Annotated in this window: 10 protein-coding genes, 3 tRNA genes and 3 rRNA genes (1 of these 16 cut by a window edge); 5 read left to right on the plus strand and 11 right to left on the minus strand. The window is 37.5% G+C overall.

Going from position 1 to position 21,164, the window contains the following annotated elements; all coding sequences use genetic code 11:
* Positions 1-76 precede the first annotated feature (76 nt).
* Positions 77-514, minus strand: coding sequence for a MarR family winged helix-turn-helix transcriptional regulator (locus tag R4Y45_RS00850; protein ID WP_339968342.1), 438 nt, complete (start codon positions 512-514; stop codon positions 77-79).
* Between the two features lie 116 nt (positions 515-630).
* On the opposite strand from R4Y45_RS00850, the gene R4Y45_RS00855 reads away from it, so the two are divergent.
* From R4Y45_RS00855 to R4Y45_RS00865, 3 genes are all read left to right on the plus strand, one after another.
* Positions 631-2,973: an ABC transporter ATP-binding protein/permease gene (locus R4Y45_RS00855; RefSeq protein ID WP_339968344.1), complete on the plus strand. Its 2,343-nt coding sequence runs from the start codon at positions 631-633 to the stop codon at positions 2,971-2,973.
* Positions 2,974-3,136: 163 nt separating this feature from the next.
* Positions 3,137-5,506, plus strand: a complete 2,370-nt coding sequence (locus R4Y45_RS00860; protein WP_339968346.1) for an HAD-IC family P-type ATPase — start codon at positions 3,137-3,139, stop codon at positions 5,504-5,506.
* Between the two features lie 85 nt (positions 5,507-5,591).
* Positions 5,592-9,116: a collagen binding domain-containing protein gene (locus R4Y45_RS00865; RefSeq protein ID WP_339968348.1), complete on the plus strand. Its 3,525-nt coding sequence runs from the start codon at positions 5,592-5,594 to the stop codon at positions 9,114-9,116.
* A gap of 30 nt (positions 9,117-9,146) precedes the next feature.
* On the opposite strand, the gene R4Y45_RS00870 is transcribed toward R4Y45_RS00865, so the two are convergent.
* Entirely contained in the window at positions 9,147-9,992 is an 846-nt protein-coding gene (locus R4Y45_RS00870) for an aldo/keto reductase (RefSeq protein ID WP_339968352.1), read from the minus strand.
* A gap of 167 nt (positions 9,993-10,159) precedes the next feature.
* On the opposite strand from R4Y45_RS00870, the gene R4Y45_RS00875 reads away from it, so the two are divergent.
* Together R4Y45_RS00875 and R4Y45_RS00880 are read left to right on the plus strand one after the other, a co-directional pair.
* Positions 10,160-10,804: a deoxynucleoside kinase gene (locus R4Y45_RS00875; RefSeq protein WP_339968355.1), complete on the plus strand. Its 645-nt coding sequence runs from the start codon at positions 10,160-10,162 to the stop codon at positions 10,802-10,804.
* 144 nt (positions 10,805-10,948) lie between these two features.
* Positions 10,949-12,259: an NCS2 family permease gene (locus R4Y45_RS00880; protein ID WP_339968358.1), complete on the plus strand. Its 1,311-nt coding sequence runs from the start codon at positions 10,949-10,951 to the stop codon at positions 12,257-12,259.
* Between the two features lie 672 nt (positions 12,260-12,931).
* On the opposite strand, the gene R4Y45_RS00885 is transcribed toward R4Y45_RS00880, so the two are convergent.
* The 9 genes from R4Y45_RS00885 to R4Y45_RS00925 all read right to left on the minus strand — a co-directional run.
* A tRNA-Asn gene (locus R4Y45_RS00885) sits at positions 12,932-13,004 on the minus strand.
* A 9-nt stretch (positions 13,005-13,013) separates the two neighbouring features.
* A 5S ribosomal RNA gene (gene rrf, locus R4Y45_RS00890) occupies positions 13,014-13,130 on the minus strand.
* 71 nt (positions 13,131-13,201) lie between these two features.
* Positions 13,202-16,114: ribosomal RNA gene (locus tag R4Y45_RS00895) — 23S ribosomal RNA — on the minus strand.
* 122 nt (positions 16,115-16,236) lie between these two features.
* A tRNA-Ala gene (locus R4Y45_RS00900) sits at positions 16,237-16,309 on the minus strand.
* 24 nt (positions 16,310-16,333) lie between these two features.
* Positions 16,334-16,407 (minus strand) — tRNA-Ile (locus R4Y45_RS00905).
* 80 nt (positions 16,408-16,487) lie between these two features.
* Positions 16,488-18,059: ribosomal RNA gene (locus tag R4Y45_RS00910) — 16S ribosomal RNA — on the minus strand.
* The 16S, 23S and 5S rRNA genes sit together here with 3 tRNA genes alongside, the layout of an rRNA operon.
* A 385-nt stretch (positions 18,060-18,444) precedes the next feature.
* A complete protein-coding gene (locus R4Y45_RS00915; RefSeq protein ID WP_339968360.1) occupies positions 18,445-19,521 on the minus strand; it encodes a lysylphosphatidylglycerol synthase transmembrane domain-containing protein in 1,077 nt (358 codons plus the stop codon).
* Positions 19,522-19,529: 8 nt separating this feature from the next.
* Positions 19,530-20,576 (minus strand): glycosyltransferase family 4 protein, encoded by a 1,047-nt coding sequence (locus R4Y45_RS00920; RefSeq protein WP_339968363.1) that lies wholly within the window; start codon positions 20,574-20,576, stop codon positions 19,530-19,532.
* 19 nt (positions 20,577-20,595) lie between these two features.
* Positions 20,596-21,164: the final stretch of a glycosyltransferase family 4 protein gene (locus tag R4Y45_RS00925; RefSeq protein WP_339968365.1), read on the minus strand. Its footprint extends 583 nt past the window's final position; only the last 569 of its 1,152 coding nucleotides appear in the window; its start codon lies off the right edge, out of view; its stop codon occupies positions 20,596-20,598.

The following is a 21,164-nucleotide window of genomic DNA, read 5'->3' on the forward strand; positions in this document are numbered from 1 at the left end:
ATATAATGATTTAATTATTTTTTCAAAACTTAAATTTTATATTAATATTATTGGTATTTAGTTTACATTCGCAAATTTATTTGCCATTTCTCTTCAATATTTCAACTGCTTGACTTAAATGCTGATCTAATTCAGCCAAATCAGTTTTAGAAACGCTCGCCATTTCTTTTTCAAAATTTTGACGCCATTCTTCTGACTGTTCATGCACATAATCATAACCATATTGGGTCATCTCAACTTCAACTACTCGGCGATTATCAGGGTTAGTTTTTCTAGCAACAATATTTTGTTCTTCAAGTGACTTAACTAAATGACTCACTTGCACGCGTGAAATCCCAATTAAGTCTGCCAATCTTGACATTTTGACTTTTTTTTCATCGATTACAACGAAACACGTTAATAATTGCATTCTTGAAAGCGAGCCATTCAACTTCATATTATGAAACAAAACTCGCATTAAAATACTCACAACTTCAAGTGAGGAATTGGTTGGGTTATTTTCTTTATTTTCCATTAAGTTTTCACGTCCTTTTCTAAAAAATAATATAGTGCATTGACAATTTTGTCAAACAGTTTACAATTGTTAATAATTAATATATATAAATCATACTATATGGAAGGATATTAACCATGTTAGAACTTAAACATCTTAAAAAGTATTTCCATGTTGGAAATACAACAACCAAAGCACTAGATGATGTTTCACTTTCTTTTCGGGACAAAGAATTCGTTTCGATTTTAGGACCTAGTGGTTCTGGTAAAACCACTATGCTTAACATCATTGGTGGACTAGATAAATATGATTCTGGTGATTTATTAATCAAAAATAAATCAACTAAGCATTTTAAAGAAACAGACTGGGACGCTTATCGTAATAACTCAGTCGGCTTTATCTTCCAAAGCTACAACTTAATTGGTCACTTATCTATTCTGGATAATGTTGAACTGGGTATGACGTTAAGTGGGGTTTCCGCTGAAGAAAGAACGCAAAAAGCCAAAGATGCCTTAACTAGAGTTGGACTTGGCGACCATATTGATAAAAAAATCGCTCAACTTTCTGGTGGTCAAATGCAACGTGTGGCAATTGCGCGTGCGATTGCAAATGACCCAGAAATCCTGCTAGCTGATGAACCAACAGGAGCTTTAGATAGTAAAACCAGTGTTCAAATTATGAACTTGATTAAAGAAATTTCTAAAGACCGTTTAGTTATTATGGTTACCCATGATGAAGAACTCGCCAAAGATTATTCAGATCGTATCGTCCGTTTTGCTGATGGTAAAATTCAAGATGATACTAATCCTTATGATGATAGCAATCGTAACCAACAATTCAATTTAAAACGCACCAAGATGAGTTGGTGGACCGCACTTAAGTTATCCTTCACCAACCTTAAAACTAAAAAAGGGCGTACTTTATTAACTGCTTTTGCCTCAAGTATTGGAATTATTAGTATTGCCATTGTTCTAGGATTATCCAATGGTTTTCGAATTCAAATTGGACAAACTCAAGGTGAGACGTTATCGAAGTTTCCGATTACAATTTCACAAGTAGCTACTCAAACTTCTGCTGGTTCTTCACTTACGCAGAATAAATCCGATGCTTCTCAATCTGAAAATGTTAACTATGTCATTGCTGAGCAAGATCAAAACGAAGCCGCAACGCATACTAACAAAATCGACAGCAATTATCTTGATTACCTTAACAAAATGAATCCTAATGATAGTAATAACATCAGTTATAGCCGTGCTACTGGGATGAACTTACTTCGTGAAGTTAATGGTAAAGTTCAAGCTGTTAAATTCTCAAATCAATCCGACAATGGCAGCAGTATGGCTCAACAAATGTCTGCTATGACAGGAATGGGCGTATCCGTTTTCCCTGAACAACTTGATCCAAATAAAGGTAATTTCTTAAAAGATAACTACCAACTTGTAAACGGTGACTATCCTTCAAACCCAACTGATGTGGTTTTAATTGTTGATAAAGACAATAAAACAAATATCAACTCACTTAAGAACTTAGGATTTGATGTTTCAAATGATCAAAAACTAGACTATAACCAAATTATTGGGACAAGTATTAAGCTAGTCAATAACAATAACTACTATCAACAATTACCAACAGGTAATTTTATGCCCACACAAGATTTAACAACGGCTTACAATAACTCACAAAATCGTGAAGTTAAAGTTGTCGGTATCTTGAAATCAAATGAAACTTCAAGAACGACTGCACTTGCTCCTGGAATTGCTTACTCTGACAAACTAGCGCAAGAAATCATTCAAGATAACGCAAACTCAGAAATCGTCAAAGCACAAAAAGAAAGCAACAACAATGTGTTAACTGGTCAACCTATTACAAGTGATATGGCTAAGACCCAAACACTTGCTTTTCTTGGGGGTAATGACATTCCATCAAGTATCTTAATTTACACTGATAACTTCAAAAACAAAGAAAATGTCTTAACTTACCTAGACAAATATAATGAAGGCAAATCAGACGAAGATAAAATCATCTATACAGATATGGCTGGTACTGTTTCAAGTCTTACAGGTGGTTTAATGGACGGTATTACTTACGTTCTAGTTGCCTTTGCTGGTATTTCTCTGGTAACAAGTATGATTATGATTGGTATCTTAACTTATACTTCCGTTATTGAACGTACAAAAGAAATTGGTGTTCTAAAAGCACTAGGTGCAAGAAAATCAGATATCACACACGTCTTTGATGCCGAAACATTCATTTTAGGACTAGGTTCTGGTGTACTTGGTGTTGTTATTGGTTATTTAGCGTTATTCCCAATAAACGCATTACTTTACCAAATCACCAACCTTGAAAATGTTGCTAACCTTAACCCTGTTCATGCTATTATTTTAATTATTATTAGTACAGCATTAACAATGTTAGGTGGTCACATTCCATCAAAAATGGCTTCCAAAAAAGACGCCTCAACCGCTCTCCGTAGCGAATAATAAAAAAGACCCTGTTAGGGTCTTTTTTATTTTGTTAAAATCTTAATAATCTACAAAAATTATGGCGAAATGGTTGAATTATTAAAGAAAAATAAGCATAGTAGTATAGGAAGGGTTTTAACCCACTATCGTTTTTAAATATATAAGTATTGGGGTTGTGTCAATGAAGAATCAAGCAACAACTGAACTCATTCAAAATGGGTTAAGTTCAAAGCTAGTCGAACAAAAAAAATCAGAAGGTAAAGTTAATGTACCCGTCAAATCGCTGACCCGAAGCGTTGGTCAGATTATTTCTGAAAACACGTTAACCTTATTTAATGCCATCAACCTATTCTTTGCGATTTTGGTCGCTATCACTGGCAAATATGCCAACCTCTGGTTTTTAGGCCCCGTTTTATTCAACACTGTTATTGGCATTTTCCAAGAACTTCGTGCAAAACGCCAAGTTGATGCCATGAGTTTAATCACGATGCAACAAATCACGGTCAAACGTGATGGTAAGTCAGTTCAATTGTCACAAGATGAACTTGTTGAAGGTGATATTGTCACTTTAAAACGTGGAAATGAAATTCCTGCCGATGGGATTGTGCTACAAACTAACGGGCTTGAAGTCGATGAATCCCCTTTAACTGGTGAATCTCGTAACATTATCAAGAAAGATCAAGATGAAGTATTGTCTGGTTCTTTTATTAATAGTGGGCAAGCGATTGTTCAATTAACAAAAGTTGGACATGAAAGCTTTATTTCAAAATTATCACTTGAAGCTAAAACTGAAAAAAAAACTTCAAGTCAATTGCTCAATATGATTAACAAAATCATCAGAATACTAACCTATATTATTATTCCATTAGGAATTATTTTAGCTATCTCAAGTTACTTAAAAGGTGGCGGTTATATCCAAATTATTCTGGGTACAGCAACTGCTGTCATCGGCATGATTCCTGAAGGACTTGTACTACTAACCTCTGTTGCATTAGCTGTTGGTTCATTGAACCTTAGCCGCAAAAAAGTGTTAACACGTTCAATCAATGCAATTGAATCACTCGCCCGTATTGATACACTTTGTTTAGATAAAACAGGAACTATCACAACGGGTAATCTGCATATTCATGAAATTGAACCTGTTGCTGATTTAACAAAAGAAGAATTGATCAACCAAACACAAGCTATTGTTCAAGCTAATCAAGATGATAATGCTACTGCACGCGTGATTTTGGGTTACACTCAGACACCGGCTATCAAAGAAACTACTGCAACACTGCCTTTTTCTTCAGATCGAAAAATGAGTGGTGCAAGCTTTACAGATAATCCTGATGAATTTTGGTTAATGGGAGCGCCTGAATTCATCTTTAAAAACCAAAAACTTCCGATTGATATGGCTGAAAAAATCGCACAAGCTACAACTGATGGTTTTCGTATCATTTTAATTGCTAAAGGGACTGGTGACTTAAAGCAATTAGATGATGCATCCCTTACACCAATGGGATGGCTCAAAATCGCTGATGAAGTTCGTCCCTCAGCTAAACAGACTTTTAATTACTTAGCTGAACAAGGCATCGACTTGAAAGTGATTTCTGGCGATAATCCAGTAACGGTTAGCAACGTTGCTCAACGCGCTGGCATTAAAGGATCAAAAGATTATGTCGATATGAGCCAACAAACCGATAACGTCGATTTTACTTATTTAGTCCAAAACTACAATATTTTTGGTCGTGTCTCCCCTACGCAAAAACGCAATTTAATTAAGTCTTACCAAAAACTAGGTAAAACTGTCGGGATGACAGGAGATGGCGTCAATGATGTCTTAGCCCTTAAACAATCTGATTGTGCAATCGCTGTAGCTGGTGGAAATGATGCGAGTCAATCAGTTGCTGATTTTGTGCTATTAAATGCTAATTTTGATAACATGATTAATATTCTAAATGAAGGTCGTCGTGTGATAAACAATATCGAACGAGTGGCTTCTATGTACTTGAATAAAACGATTTATTCGATTATCTTAGCGGTTATTTTTATCTTTGTTAATCTACAATATCCTTTCCATCTTAGCCAATTGACACCAGCGACAATGCTAACAGTAGGAATCCCATCATTCTTCTTGGCATTAGAACCTGACTTTAGTCGCCCAAATGGTCGTTTTATGGATAATGTCTTATCGATTGCAGCGCCTGCGGCTTTCTCAATTGTGACTTATGTCATCATTTTTTCATTTTTACAAAGCTATGCTCAAGTCCCATTTGCTGACAGTTCAACCATGGTCTCACTGATGATTACCGTAATTGGTTTTATCACTTTGCTATATCTAAGTAAGCCTTTAACACCTATTAAGTATGGGCTTTTATCCCTTGTGATTATTGGGATTATCATCTCTTATGGTTTCTTAGGTAACTTGTTTGAACTCACTTCAATTTTTAACTTTGATTTAGCTATCTGGTATATCCCACTAATCCTAACAGCATGGCCATTATTCGTGTTATACCGAATAATATTCAAAAAATTAAATAACTATTATATTTCAAAAAAAGGAGCTTAACAGCTTCTTTTTTTAGTGGTAAAATCGACTAGTCTTGCCTATTTCATGAGTATTCATATTTGAAAAGCTAGGAGGAAAAATATTCTTGAAAAATAAATTAACTTATATAATTAACGTTTTAATGATTGCTGTATTAACTTTGGGCTATTTAGTCCCACTCACTCAAATTAATGTTAGTGCAGAAACAACTGAAACAGCTGATGTTAAGATGACTCCAGAATCTTATTCTGCTTCTAGAGATGGTCAAACACTCAATTTTAATTCAAGTGTTAAAGAATTTCATCCAAATGATCAGATACATTTTGAATATAATTGGTCATGGAATCGACCTAGTGATTACGAAGGTAAAACCTATCAGTTTTCTTTCAAACTACCTGAAAATATTAGCTATACACCTGGTGGCGGAAGTATCGGTAACTCTCCTTCATTCGGTTCTTATTCTATCAAACAAGATGGTACAGTAACCTTTACTTTTTCTAAAAATTTAGATAGGTTTGAAAACTTATCATCTGTATTAAAGACTAAAGGAACAGTCAAAGGCGATATTCCTAATAATTCTTCTATCTCTTTTGAGAAGTTTCCAAATGGATCTATTCCGGTAAAAGAAGAAAAGCGAAGCAGTATTTCTAATAACTTATTTCCAGTTACAACTGTTGAAAGTACTACTAACACTTTTAAAAACTTACAAAGTATCAGAGGAGTTTCTTATATTAATCGAACAAGAAACACACTTTATCAAGGGGCTTCACTTATTTCTGAGTCTAGCTCTATTCTTCAAACCGATTCCAATTCAATAGTTGTAACACCTGTTTATTTGAACGCTGATGGTTCAGAAAATCGAGCTGAAAAGCCCTTAGTGAAAGACTCAGATTACAGTATTGATGGGACAACTATTAAGTTACTGAAAAATACAGAGCACGTACTAAAAGTAGATTATAATTTTAATGTCGATACTAACAAACTTCCTAATGAATCTACTACTGAACAATTTAAACAGACCATTACTTTAAAGTCAGCCGAAGGTCTTCGGCTTGGACAATCAACAAGTCCAGACTTTGTAGTTAATTATGACCCATTTATTGTTAATAACGATAAAAGTATGTATGAAAATAACTACTACTGGCAAACTCTATACAATTTTAATCACAAATCAGTACAAGAAATGTCAATTATCACATCTGCTGATGCTGATTCTCCAAAGGCTCACAAACTAAGCGAAAATGGCTTTTATGTAGAATCTGTACGAGATACTTCCAATAACAATGGTAATAAGACTAGACTAGTTAAGAATAAAGACTATACCGTTACTTTTAATGAAGATGGGACAAAAGTAACAGTTCATTTGACAAATCCAACTGACGATGGCATTATCATCAACTACCGAACAACCATGGACAGTTATGGTATCCCAGATAATACTAATTCTATTAAACTAAGTACTACGGCTTTAGCACCAAATATTGAACCTTCCCAATCATCATCTAACTTACCACTTACAGACTCTCGCTCAATTAGCAAATCCACTAGAAATAGTTTGTTTTTCGCTCTTGCACAAGAAAAGGAGAATATCGATTACAATCAAAGAATAGCAACATGGCATTATGATATCAATACAAATAGATATGATAATCAAACATACGATATTGAAAACCCACTACCAAATGGAATTACAATTGCTTCTAATCCCAATTTAGTATTAAGATATGGTTCAGTAAGACGTCAAGCTACACCGATTCCCAATACTCAAAATCAATATCAAGTAACTGGTGCTGACGGTGCTTCTTTCAAAATAACTATAAGTAATGACCGAAAAAGTATCACAACTAATGGAACTAATATATCTACAAGATACTTCTTATGCTATGACACCAATTTTGATTCAAGTCAAACAAATGAAACAGAGGTTACAAATCAATCAAGAAAATATAAATTTGATTATAATCAAGCAACTGCGACAATTACTAAAAATGATTATTCGTCAAGAAAGACAAGTAGTCGAGATCAACTAAAAATCAATACTACATCTAAAGATGGCTTTATGAGCAGATACCCTAATGTATCAAGTCGAGAAATTACCTGGGATACAGTTATTAATCCTAGTCGTTTTACTCTTCCAGCCCAAACTATTATTGATCAAATCTCAGATGGTAAAATTACAAATTTTGAAGTCTATAAAGTTAACTTAAATCAATACGGGACTCTTGACGAATCAAATAAAGAACGCATTACCCAAAACATCACCATATCAGATAAAAAAGCTACTTTTACACCTGATAACGGATCTAATGAAATCTACTTATTAAGAGTGACTGCTTCTTTAGATAACATGATTATCGATAACGGAAAATATATCACTAATGAAGTTAAAACAAACACTAATTCAAATCCTCTTTTCCTACATGATACCTATAATCTACCTAATAGAGGCCAATTTGTTAATAAATCCGGTGTATTTAATCCCTCAACCAAAGAAATCGAGTGGACTATCGAATTTAATAAGTCACAATCCAAACTTTTTGATGCAAAAATCGTTGACGATCCTTCTAATAATCAACTAGTCTACTATGATGACTTTACAGTCGAAGAACTTAATGTTGATAAAAATGGAGATTCTACTACCGTTAATCGGGAACTTAATAATGATGAGTATAGCGTGGAAAAAGAACGGCCAGACGATCCGACTTCTAATAAATTTATTATTACTTTTGAAGATCCCATTGAAAAGCCTTATAAAATAACTTATAGAACATCTCCAATTTTTCTAAATAGTCCAATTACTAATAATTATAAACTCTATTACCGTGATAATAATCACAACATTAACTATTATGAACCTGAACACCATGCAGAAGTTCAAATTCCTACTTCACAAGATATGAAGGTAAACGGAAAGAATAGTCTTTTAAAATTAATATTAAAAGATGATAAAGGTAATCTTTTAGTAGGCGAAAAATTCAAGTTCAAAATTGAACTTCTTGTCGAAAATAATAATAGTATTACTTCTGAAGCTTATACCGATGATAAGGGTTCAATTTCATGGGAAGATTTGAAAAGCGGTTATTATTTGATTAAGCAAATATCTACTGATAGTCAATACAAAATACCTGATGAATGGAAAAATGGAAAAGAAATTAACCTAGGAGCTCCAGATACAGATTCAGGTAACTTAACCTATGAAGTTATTAATTTACAAGCTAATTCTTCATCAAAAGACCCTAACACAGGTGAAAATAATGATTACAAAGATGATGACAAGGGACAAAGTGGAACAACTGAAGATACTTCTGTTATTCCTAACAATAAGGACAAGGAATCTTCTCAACCACAACTAGATTCATCAAGTACTAACGAATCATCGCAATCAAGTGATTCTGATTCTTCTCTTCCACAAGATAAAGAATCCGCTCAATCGTCTGAAAATAGCCAGTCAGACTCAAGTACGACAAATAGTACAACTCAATCAACAACTACACAATCAAGCTCTAATAAGCCAACATCAAACTTACCTCAAACAGGTCAAAAACATGATTTAACACTTAAATATGTTGGCATTATTATTATTTTAATCAGCGGATTCATCTTATATCCCGCACTAAAAAAACGTCGCTAATTAATTAGCGACGTTTTTATTTTGTCTTTTTTAGATAACTTTTAAAATCATTTTGCGATCAGGAGCTGGATAGTCTTGCTCTAATGCAGCGAGTTCATCTGGTGACAAAACAATATCAGTAGCGGCAATATTTTCTTGCATATGCCCTACTTTAGCTGCTTTAGGTATTGTAATTAAATTGTGATCACGGATAACCCAAGCGAGTAAAATTTGGTGTGGGGTAGCTTGATGAGTTTCGGCAATCTCTTTTAAATTATTCGTGATTGCAATTGAATCTCCAAAGCCAGAGCCAAATGGTGAATAACCAACTAAAGCAATGTCTTTTTCCTTTTGAAATGGCATTAAATCATACTCAATACCTCTTGATTCAATATTGTATAAGACTTCGTTTGCGGCAACTTTATCGCCACCTTCAACGGCCAGTAACTCTTTCATATCATCAACATCAAAGTTTGACACTCCCCAGTGACGAATGAGACCTTCTTGTTGCAGTTCATTTAATCCTGCAACAGTTTCTTCAAGAGGCTCTTCACTTCGCCAATGTAGCATATACGTATCCAAATAATCGGTTTGTAAGCGTTTTAAACTAGCTTCTAAACTTTGTCTCATATCATCTTTTGAAGCATTATGAGGATAAAATTTAGAAGTTAAAAATAAATCTTCACGTTTATAATCTTTGATAACTTTTCCAACGAGTTCTTCAGCTGAACCATTACCGTACATCTCAGCTGTATCAATCATATTAATACCACGATCTAAGGCATACTTCATCGCTGTTATTTCTTCAGCGGTCTTAAGGTCTGAACCTTCGCCTAAGTACCAGGTTCCAATACCCAGTTCACTGATTTTTTCGCCTTGATAATCTAAAATTCTCATGATATCACTCCTTAATTCTATTATACCAAATCTGCTTCATAAGCCATAATTTCAACTAACTTCCTTAATAAAACTTATTAATTAATTGAGGCTGATTTTTGGAAGATTTTGCGGTAAGATAAATAATGTTTTCTCAAATTAATATTAATCAGAACAGAAGGAATGTGATGACCGTTTTAGTACTAAGTGGCGCCATTGGTGCCGGAAAATCAACCCTTACCCAAATTATTGCCGATGAACTTGGCACAACACCTTTTTTTGAGGAAGTGCAAGATAATCCTATTTTACCGTTATTTTATGAAAATCCAGAAAAATATGCTTTTTTATTACAAATTTTCTTTTTAAATAAACGCTTTGCTTCTATTAAAAAGGCATTATCACATCGTCATAATGTTTTAGATCGCTCAATCTATGAAGATGCCTTATTCTTTCAAATGAACGCAGATATGGGACGTGCAACTGAAGTTGAAGTCGATTTATATAATGAATTACTGGACAACATGATGGAAGAACTTGAAGGCATGCCCAAAAAACACCCTGATTTGTTAATTCATATTAGTGTCTCTTATGAAACCATGATTAAACGCATTAAAAAGCGTGGCCGTTCATATGAACAAATTGATCAAAATCCTGATCTTGAAGATTACTATCAGCGTTTACTAGACTATTATCAGCCTTGGTATTCAAATTATCATTATTCTGAAAAAATGGTAATCGATGGTGATAAGTACGATTTCATCGCAAATGAACAAGACCGACAAACTGTAATTCAACTTATTAAAGATAAATTGAAAACATTAGATCAAGACTAATCATCAGATTAGTCTTTTTTCGTACGCTTTTTTTGTTTTCGATGATAATGTTTGGTTTTCAAACGTTTAAGAAAGTGTTAAGATATTAGTATATGATTTTAAAAATAAAAAAGCGAACATTAGACTTCGCAATCGGAGGAAAATATGGATAAAGTTAAATCTTATTTCATGTTTGATAAATTTAAAACAAGCTGGCAAACCGAAATTATTGCTGGTTTAACGACTTTTATCAGCATGTCCTACATTCTATTTTTAAACCCTAACGTCCTAGGTGACGCTGGTATGGATAAAGGAGCTGTCTTCACAGCTACGGCTTTAGCAAGTGCTTTAGGTTGTATTTTGATGGGGGTATTTGCTCGTTACCCATTCGCCTCGGCACCAGCTTTAGGTGTTAATGCATTCTTTGCTTATACCGTTGTTATTGGAATGAAAATTCCTTGGGAAACTGCTCTTGCAGGTGTATTTATTGCTTCAATTCTATTTCTTTTAATCACAATTTTTAGATTACGTGAAAAAATTATTGATGCTATCCCAGGTAATATCAAACAAGCTATTTCAGCTGGTATCGGAATGTTTATTGCCTTTATCGGACTTAAAAACGGTGGGTTAATTGAAAAAAGTGACTCAACTTTAGTGGCTTTAGGATCTTTAACAACTCCTACAACATGGATTACTATTTTTGGTCTTTTAGTTACCGTTATCTTGATGGTTAGAAATGTCAAAGGTGCTGTTTTTATTGGTATGGTTCTAAGTGCTATTTTAGGAATGGCAACTGGCTTAATTGCACTTCCTAGTTCAATTGTCGCAACACCGCCAAGTCTAGCCCCAACATTTGGTGTGGCACTTGCTCACATCGGTAATATTAATACCTTACAGTTAGCTATTGTTGTCTTGACCTTCTTATTAGTAACCTTCTTTGATACAGCAGGTACTTTGGTGGGTCTTGCTGAACAAGCCGGCTTTATGAAAAATAACAAAATGCCTCGTGTCGGTAGTGCTTTGATGTCTGACTCAGTTGCGATGATGGTAGGTTCTCTACTTGGAACATCTCCAGTTGGAGCTTATGTTGAATCTTCAGCAGGTATTGCTGCTAAAGGTCGTACAGGTGTTGTGGCTATTGTAGCCGGTATTATGTTCATCTTAAGTCTGTTCTTCTCACCACTGCTAGCTGTTATTATTAACCAAGTAACAGCTCCTGCATTAATTATTGTGGGTACATTAATGGCAAGTTCATTAGCCAAAATCGAGTGGGACAAACTAGAAATCGCTGTTCCTGCCTTCTTGATTATTATTGGTATGCCACTAACTTACTCTATCTCAGATGGATTAGCATTAGGTATGGTTGTTTACCCTGTAACAATGCTTGCTGCTAAACGTGGTAAAGAAGTTTCACCAATTATGTACGGCTTAGCTGTTGTCTTCATGATCTTCTTATGGATGCTAAACGTTAAGTAATTATCAAACTAAAATAAGGTTACCAACTAACTAGTTGGTAACCTTATTTTTTATGACTCATGAAGGCAGTCAACCATAATTGTTTAAACATCATATTATAAACCGTAACGTTACATATCCTCTAGCTTATGCTTTACTTATTTACGGATTGAATTAAGTTTTTATAAGTATACATCATTAATAACAAAATAACTAATACCTTTAATGGAATAACAATAGTTTAGCTTTTTCATTATAAAAGAGCTTAGTAATCAATGTTAGTACCCAAAGTTGAACTACAATATAATATTATTAAAAGGTGTTAGACTTTCAAAAAAGACATCTATTAACTTATCTAAAAAGCACTTTATTTTAATATCTCGACTACTAGTACAATTTTTAAAACTAGCTAAAAGATGGGAGTTGTTATGCCAACAAGCTTTACAGTCACGTCTTAGTCATCCAAAAATCAAATGAGCATAATCCGCACTACTTTAACTCACGACAGATGTCAGTGAATTTAGATATATCAAAACTAGTATTAAACAGTGCATTTATTTATCACCAGTACCTGACTTTTATTTTTGAGAATTTTCAGATATCAATATAGGATAAAGCAGTCTAACATCTGGTATAAAAAAAGAGCATAATCATAATTAATACGATTATGCTCTTTTAACTTGTTAAGTTCAACTCCGGTTGTCAGACTCGAACTGACGACAGCTTGATTAACAGTCAAGTGCTCTACCAACTGAGCTAAACCGGAATAAAAAAAGCGTGGCAACTTCCTATCCTCGCAGGTAGTTACCCACCAACTACTTTCGGCGTTAAGAAGCTTAACTTCTGTGTTCGGCATGAGAACAGGTGTAACCTTCTTGCTATCGCCACCACACTTTTATTTACCTTGAGTGTTGAACACTCAAAACTGAATATGATTTATTTTCCAAAAACCCACCGCTTAACTTGGTTAAGTCCTCGACTGATTAGTACTAATCCGCTCCATATATCGCTATACTTCCACTCTTAGCCTATCGACCTCATCATCTTTGAGGTGTCTTACTTCCTTAAAGGAATGGGAAATCTCATCTTGAGGGGGGCTTCGCACTTAGATGCTTTCAGCGCTTATCCCGTCCATACATAGCTACCCAGCGATGCCCTTGGCAGAACAACTGGTACACCAGCGGTATGTCCATCCCGGTCCTCTCGTACTAAGGACAGCTCCTCTCAAATTTCCAACGCCCGCGACGGATAGGGACCGAACTGTCTCACGACGTTCTGAACCCAGCTCGCGTGCCGCTTTAATGGGCGAACAGCCCAACCCTTGGGACCGACTACAGCCCCAGGATGCGACGAGCCGACATCGAGGTGCCAAACCTCCCCGTCGATGTGAACTCTTGGGGGAGATAAGCCTGTTATCCCCAGGGTAGCTTTTATCCGTTGAGTGATGGCCCTTCCATGCGGTACCACCAGATCACTAAGCCCGACTTTCGTCCCTGCTCGACTTGTAGGTCTCGCAGTCAAGCTCCCTTATACCTTTACACTCTGCGAATGATTTCCAACCATTCTGAGGGAACCTTTGGGCGCCTCCGTTACACTTTAGGAGGCGACCGCCCCAGTCAAACTGCCCACCTGACACTGTCCTCTGACAAGATAATTGTCAAAAGTTAGAGGATTCATAAAACAAGGGTAGTATCCCAACAATGTCTCCATGAAAACTAGCGTTCTCACTTCCTCGACTCCTACCTATCCTGTACATGTTTCACAAATACTCAATATCAAGCTACAGTAAAGCTCCATGGGGTCTTTCCGTCCTGTCGCGGGTAACCAGCATCTTCACTGGTAATATAATTTCACCGAGTCTCTCGTTGAGACAGTGCCCAAATCATTGCGCCTTTCGTGCGGGTCGGAACTTACCCGACAAGGAATTTCGCTACCTTAGGACCGTTATAGTTACGGCCGCCGTTTACTGGGGCTTCAATTCAAACCTTCGCTTACGCTAAGCTCTCCTCTTAACCTTCCAGCACCGGGCAGGCGTCAGCCCCTATACGTCATCTTTCGATTTAGCAGAGACCTGTGTTTTTGATAAACAGTTGTTTGGGCCTATTCACTGCGGCTGATTTAAAATCAGCACCCCTTCTCCCGAAGTTACGGGGTCATTTTGCCGAGTTCCTTAACGAGAGTTCACTCGCTCACCTTAGGATTCTCTCCTCGACTACCTGTGTCGGTTTGCGGTACGGGTACAATACATCTAACTAGAAGCTTTTCTCGGCAGTGTGACATCAACGACTTCGCTACTTTAATTTCGCTCCCCATCACAACTCATCCGTATAATTATAAGCATTTGACTCATAATAAAACTTGTTGCTTGGACGTGCTCTTCCATTCGCACATTCGTTTAGCCTGCTGCGTCCCTCCATTGTTCAAACAATGCATCATAGTACAGGAATATCAACCTGTTTTCCATCGATTACGCCTTTCGGCCTCATCTTAGGTCCCGACTAACCCTGGGAGGACGAGCCTTCCCCAGGAAACCTTAGTCTTTCGGCGGATAGGATTCTCACCTATCTTTCGCTACTCATACCGGCATTCTCACTTCTAAGCGCTCCAGCAGTCCTTACAATCTACCTTCTTCGCCCTTAGAACGCTCTCCTACCACGTGTTATAAATAACACATCCACAGTTTCGGTATTATGCTTAGCCCCGGTACATTTTCGGCGCAGCGTCACTCGACTAGTGAGCTATTACGCACTCTTTAAATGAATGGCTGCTTCTAAGCCAACATCCTAGTTGTCTACGCAATGCCACATCCTTTTCCACTTAGCATAAATTTTGGGACCTTAACTGGTGATCTGGGCTGTTTCCCTTTCGACTACGGATCTTATCACTCATAGTCTGACTCCTGGATATAGATCAATGGCATTCGGAGTTTATCTGAATTCAGTAACCCTTGACGGGCCCCTAGTCCAAACAGTGCTCTACCTCCACGATCCTTTACTCCAAGGCTAGCCCTAAAGCTATTTCGGAGAGAACCAGCTATCTCCAAGTTCGTTTGGAATTTCACCGCTATCCACACCTCATCCCCGCACTTTTCAACGTACGTGGGTTCGGTCCTCCAATGCATTTTACTGCATCTTCAACCTGGACATGGATAGGTCACTTGGTTTCGGGTCTACATCATGATACTTATTCGCCCTATTCAGACTCGCTTTCGCTTCGGCTCCGTCTCTTCAACTTAACCTTGCATCATAACGTAACTCGCCGGTTCATTCTACAAAAGGCACGCCATCACCCATTAACGGGCTTTGACTACTTGTAGGCACATGGTTTCAGGATCTATTTCACTCCCCTCCCGGGGTGCTTTTCACCTTTCCCTCACGGTACTGGTTCGCTATCGGTCACTAGGGAGTATTTAGCCTTGGGAGATGGTCCTCCCGGATTCCGACTGGATTTCTCGTGTCCAGCCGTACTCAGGATACTACTTTGGTATAAACAAGATTTCAAATACAGGGCTGTCACCTTCTTTGGCTGAGCTTCCCAACTCATTCTTCTATCTTATTTAAGTCCGTTATTGTAGTCCTACAACCCCAAGAAGCAAGCTTCTTGGTTTGGGCTTCTTCCGTTTCGCTCGCCGCTACTCAGGAAATCGATTTTTCTTTCTCTTCCTGCAGGTACTGAGATGTTTCAGTTCCCCGCGTCTTCCTCCTGCATGCTATGTATTCACATACAGATACTAAGATTACTCTTAGTGGGTTCCCCCATTCGGATATCTCTGGATCAAAGCTTACTTACAACTCCCCAAAGCATTTCGGTGTTTGTCCCGTCCTTCATCGGCTCCTAGTGCCAAGGCATTCACCATGCGCCCTTTATCACTTAACCTGTGATTTCTCTTTAATTTACTCTTAAAAACGCGGTGTTTGATTATCTTTTCGATAACCTCGGCTTTTGGTTCTTAAATCATATTCAGTTTTCAATGTTCAACCGACAACTTTCGTTGTCTATGGAGGTTAACGGGATCGAACCGATGACCTTCTGCGTGCAAGGCAGACGCTCTCCCAGCTGAGCTAAACCCCCAGGTTTATTAACTATTTAGTTAAATGGGCCTAAATGGACTTGAACCATCGACCTCACGCTTATCAGGCGTGCGCTCTAACCAGCTGAGCTATAGGCCCAATCCATTATGCTCCATTTTGAGAAGTAAACCTCTCAAAACTAAACAAAGTTTCAGATGTGTGTTTCCGTATATCCTTAGAAAGGAGGTGATCCAGCCGCAGGTTCTCCTACGGCTACCTTGTTACGACTTCACCCTAATCATTTGTCCCACCTTAGACGGTTGGCTCCAAAAGGTTACCTCACCGGCTTCGGGTGTTACAAACTCTCATGGTGTGACGGGCGGTGTGTACAAGGCCCGGGAACGTATTCACCGCAGCATGCTGATCTGCGATTACTAGCGATTCCAGCTTCATGCAGGCGAGTTGCAGCCTGCAATCCGAACTGAGGATGGTTTTAGGAGATTAGCTAAACCTCGCGGTATCGCTGCTCGTTGTACCATCCATTGTAGCACGTGTGTAGCCCAGGTCATAAGGGGCATGATGATTTGACGTCATCCCCACCTTCCTCCGGTTTGTCACCGGCAGTCTCACTAGAGTGCCCAACTTAATGCTGGCAACTAGTAATAAGGGTTGCGCTCGTTGCGGGACTTAACCCAACATCTCACGACACGAGCTGACGACAACCATGCACCACCTGTCATTTTGTCCCCGAAGGGAAAACCTAATCTCTTAGGTGGTCAAAAGATGTCAAGACCTGGTAAGGTTCTTCGCGTTGCATCGAATTAAACCACATGCTCCACCGCTTGTGCGGGCCCCCGTCAATTCCTTTGAGTTTCAACCTTGCGGTCGTACTCCCCAGGCGGAGTGCTTAATGCGTTAGCTGCAGCACTGAAGGGCGGAAACCCTCCAACACTTAGCACTCATCGTTTACGGCGTGGACTACCAGGGTATCTAATCCTGTTTGCTACCCACGCTTTCGAGCCTCAGCGTCAGTTACAGACCAGAGAGTCGCCTTCGCCACTGGTGTTCTTCCATATATCTACGCATTTCACCGCTACACATGGAGTTCCACTCTCCTCTTCTGCACTCAAGCTAATCAGTTTCTAATGCACTTCTCCGGTTAAGCCGAAGGCTTTCACATCAGACTTAATTAGCCGCCTGCGCTCGCTTTACGCCCAATAAATCCGGACAACGCTTGCCACCTACGTATTACCGCGGCTGCTGGCACGTAGTTAGCCGTGGCTTTCTGGTTAGTTACCGTCAAATAATAAACAGTTACTCTTACTATCTTTCTTCTCTAACAACAGAGTTTTACGAGCCGAAACCCTTCTTCACTCACGCGGCGTTGCTCCATCAGACTTTCGTCCATTGTGGAAGATTCCCTACTGCTGCCTCCCGTAGGAGTTTGGGCCGTGTCTCAGTCCCAATGTGGCCGATCACCCTCTCAGGTCGGCTACGTATCATCGCCTTGGTAAGCCATTACCTTACCAACTAGCTAATACGCCGCAGGTCCATCCTAAAGTGATAGCCGAAACCATCTTTCAAATAAGAAACATTCGATTCTTATTGTTATGCGGTATTAGCATCTGTTTCCAAATGTTATCCCCCGCTTTAGGGTAGGTTACCCACGTGTTACTCACCCGTCCGCCACTCGTTTGGATTCTTAGTCAAGTAGTGCAAGCACTACCATCATAAGAGCAAACTCGTTCGACTTGCATGTATTAGGCACGCCGCCAGCGTTCGTCCTGAGCCAGGATCAAACTCTCATTTTAAGATTGTTTGACTTGCTCTTTTTAAAACTTACTAGCGAATTGACTTCGCTCATTGCTTGGGGTTAATTACCCCCACACATTTATGCGAAACTTTGTTCAGTTTTCAAAGGTCTACTTGTTTAACAACTTCTCTATTATATCAAAGCTGTTAATCAGTGTCAAGAAGTTTTTTAAATTATTTTTTTCTTATGAATCAATAACTTATCGCTCAACTTGACGACTTAATTAATATACCATGTTCTCTTTCGCTTTGCAACTCTTTTTTAAATCTTTTTCAAATTTGTTTAAGTTGCTTAGCTATCGCTTTTCAACGACAAAGAATATAATAGCATCCCTGTTTCTATGGGTCAACCTTTTTTCCTATTTTTCTATAAAAAAAGAAGCACTATGACTTCTTCTTGTACAAGAAGGCACAGGCTCCCAGAAACATCCCTAAGTAATAGGTGATAAAACGCCATAAGAACAAGGCTAAAACGAGCTGAGGTTGAGCCAAGCCAAATGTTGAAAATAACATCTTGAAGCTATACTCGGCTCCTCCTGCTCCCCCTGGTAAAGGAAAAATAGAAGTAATCATGACAATCATAATATGCATAAAGATAACTGTCATCACATTTGCTTGTACACCAAGTGCAAGTAAAACAAAGTAAGGTATTAAATAAAAAACAATCAACTGGAGCATTGTGTACAATACTGCCCACATCACTTTTTTCTTTTCGTTTTTTAAATGTTGTCCTTCATTATAGAAAGTATCAATTTTTTCATCGACTGCTTCTTCCCATTTTACTTTTTTGTCTTGAAGTTTCGTTTTCAAACTTGACAGTTTTTCGGTCTTTGAACGTACAAGAAATCCAATAAAGTCATAAAACTTGTCAATTAAGTAAACACCGATATTTAAAAAAGTGTGCATCATTGCTTTTGTAAATCGGTACTGAAACATTACTAATAGAAGAAACACAATAGCAAACACGTGAATAACAAACCCAAATAAGATTAAAAAGGCTAGTCCACCAAAATGTTGTGCCACTAATTGAAACCCAAAAATCATCGTCAAAATAAAGTTCACAAGTACAGCCAACTGATAAATGATAAATTTAGTCATCAATAAAGAACTAGCTCTCCCAACTTCCACGCCCATAGTTGAAAGCGCATAAAGTTGAGCAGGCTGTCCACCTGATGAAAATGGTGTAATTGCGTTGAATAGGGCCTGTACTAATGGTATTCGATAAAATTGCCACATCGAGTAATTTGATTTTTCTCGGCCAATTAATAATACTTTGAGGATTAACGACTCAAAGTAGTACGCCACAATCATACATAAAAAGGCTATGGCTAAATAAAACCAGTTAAAATTCTTTGTGGCATTTACTAAATGTGAGAACGGCACATCTTTGGCTTCTAGCCAAAAAATGAACGATCCAAACAGTAGCATCCCCACAAACCATAATTTATTTTGTCTAGTCATAAGTCCAGCTATCCTCTACTTTGATTATTTTTTTTAGCAATTTCATATTGTTCCTCATAAAATTGCTTCCAAATTTTCGTTAAGTTTTCTTCTGAATAGCGGTCTGAAGCTGTTCTAGAAAAAGATTTTAGTTCATCTAATCGTGCTTGGTTATTAATTAATTCACGAATTCTTGCCTGCATTTCATCGGCATCCTGACAAGATTCATAGTAACCGTCAATTACGGCGCGATACAATTCTAAATCTCTTAACATAACAGGGGTTCCTGTACTAAATGCTTCTAGTACTGACATTGGGAATAATTCATCAAATGAAGGCAACAAGAATAGATTGGCCATGTTCAGATAATCAACCAACTGGTCTCTTGGGATAATCCCTGTGAAAATCAAATTCTTGGGGGGATTTTTGACCACTTTGTTTAATTGTTCATACCCATCTGTAATTTTTCCAAAAGAAAATCCGCCTGCCCAAATAAACTGTAAATCAGGATTTTGTTCAGCCAATTTAACAAAATCTAAGACACCTTTTCGTTGTTGAACCTGACCATCACCAAAAATGACAAACTTATCTTGGTCAATGTTGTAAGCTTTTCGCAGTTCAGCTTTTTGCTCAGCTGTCTTTTCATAGAACACATCTTTTGTCACAAAGTTTGGAATATATTTAATCTTTTCACGTGGAATACCATATTGTGTGAGTTTATCAATAAAAATTGGATTGACGACCACAATTTGATCCATTCGTTTATAAAAAGAAATCACATATTTATAAAATACTTTTCGTGCAATCCAAGGTAATTTAATACTACCCTCAAGTGTTTCAGGTAAGAAGTGAACATACCCTATTTTACGTCCTCTTTTACGACTGAACGAATTCAAATAAAAAGAGGGATTAATGGTGTGATAATGTGTGAGGTCTACTGGTTGTTTTTGATTAATCGTTACGTCAAATGTCTCTTTTAAATGTTGATCTAGTAGTCGAATCAATTCTTTATACGCACTACCGACTCCTTGTCCTTGAACTGAGTCTGCATGCGAAAACATATTAATTTTAATCACTTGTATACTCCTTACGCCACTATGATAATTGATAGTCTGCAATAACTGTTTGATAAAATTTTTCTATTTTTTCACCAAAAGTATCCGCTGATATTTCTTCCAGTTTATCTTCTAAAAATTCTGGCTTAATTTTGCCTGGACCTTCTTGTAAATAGTTGACAATCTCTTGATACATCTCTTCATGATCTGTAAATGTACGACCATACTCTGGTGTGTTAAATAATCTGTCAGTATATTCACCACTAAAAACAACACATTTAGTCCCTGTCGCCATTGCTTCAATATAAGTTAGACCTTGTGCTTCAGTATCACTAGCTGATACAAATAAATCTGCCATTCGATAATAGCTGCCTACCTTTTCATGAGAGACTGCACCAATAAATTTAACTGAATCAGCCACACCTAAATCCTTAGCTTCATTTTGTAATGTTTTTAAATCAGGGCCATCCCCAGCCACAATTAAAACTAACCCTTTGATTGAGTCCGTGAGTTTTGGCATTGCTTCAAGAATACGGCTGATTTTCTTTTCCATTGAAATACGACTCAATGTCAAAATAACTGGTGTATCTGATTGTAACCCCAATTCTT

The sequence above is a fragment of the Holzapfeliella saturejae genome (genome assembly GCF_037546065.1).
Taxonomy (GTDB): domain Bacteria; phylum Bacillota; class Bacilli; order Lactobacillales; family Lactobacillaceae; genus Holzapfeliella; species Holzapfeliella saturejae.

Coding starts and splice junctions, on each gene's coding strand:
- R4Y45_RS00850 (WP_339968342.1), bottom strand. CDS start 514: ATGGAAAATAAAGAAAATAACCCAACCAATTCCTCACTTGAAGTTGTG.
- R4Y45_RS00855 (WP_339968344.1), top strand. CDS start 631: ATGTTAGAACTTAAACATCTTAAAAAGTATTTCCATGTTGGAAATACA.
- R4Y45_RS00860 (WP_339968346.1), top strand. CDS start 3,137: ATGAAGAATCAAGCAACAACTGAACTCATTCAAAATGGGTTAAGTTCA.
- R4Y45_RS00870 (WP_339968352.1), bottom strand. CDS start 9,992: ATGAGAATTTTAGATTATCAAGGCGAAAAAATCAGTGAACTGGGTATT.
- R4Y45_RS00875 (WP_339968355.1), top strand. CDS start 10,160: ATGACCGTTTTAGTACTAAGTGGCGCCATTGGTGCCGGAAAATCAACC.
- R4Y45_RS00880 (WP_339968358.1), top strand. CDS start 10,949: ATGGATAAAGTTAAATCTTATTTCATGTTTGATAAATTTAAAACAAGC.
- R4Y45_RS00915 (WP_339968360.1), bottom strand. CDS start 19,521: ATGACTAGACAAAATAAATTATGGTTTGTGGGGATGCTACTGTTTGGA.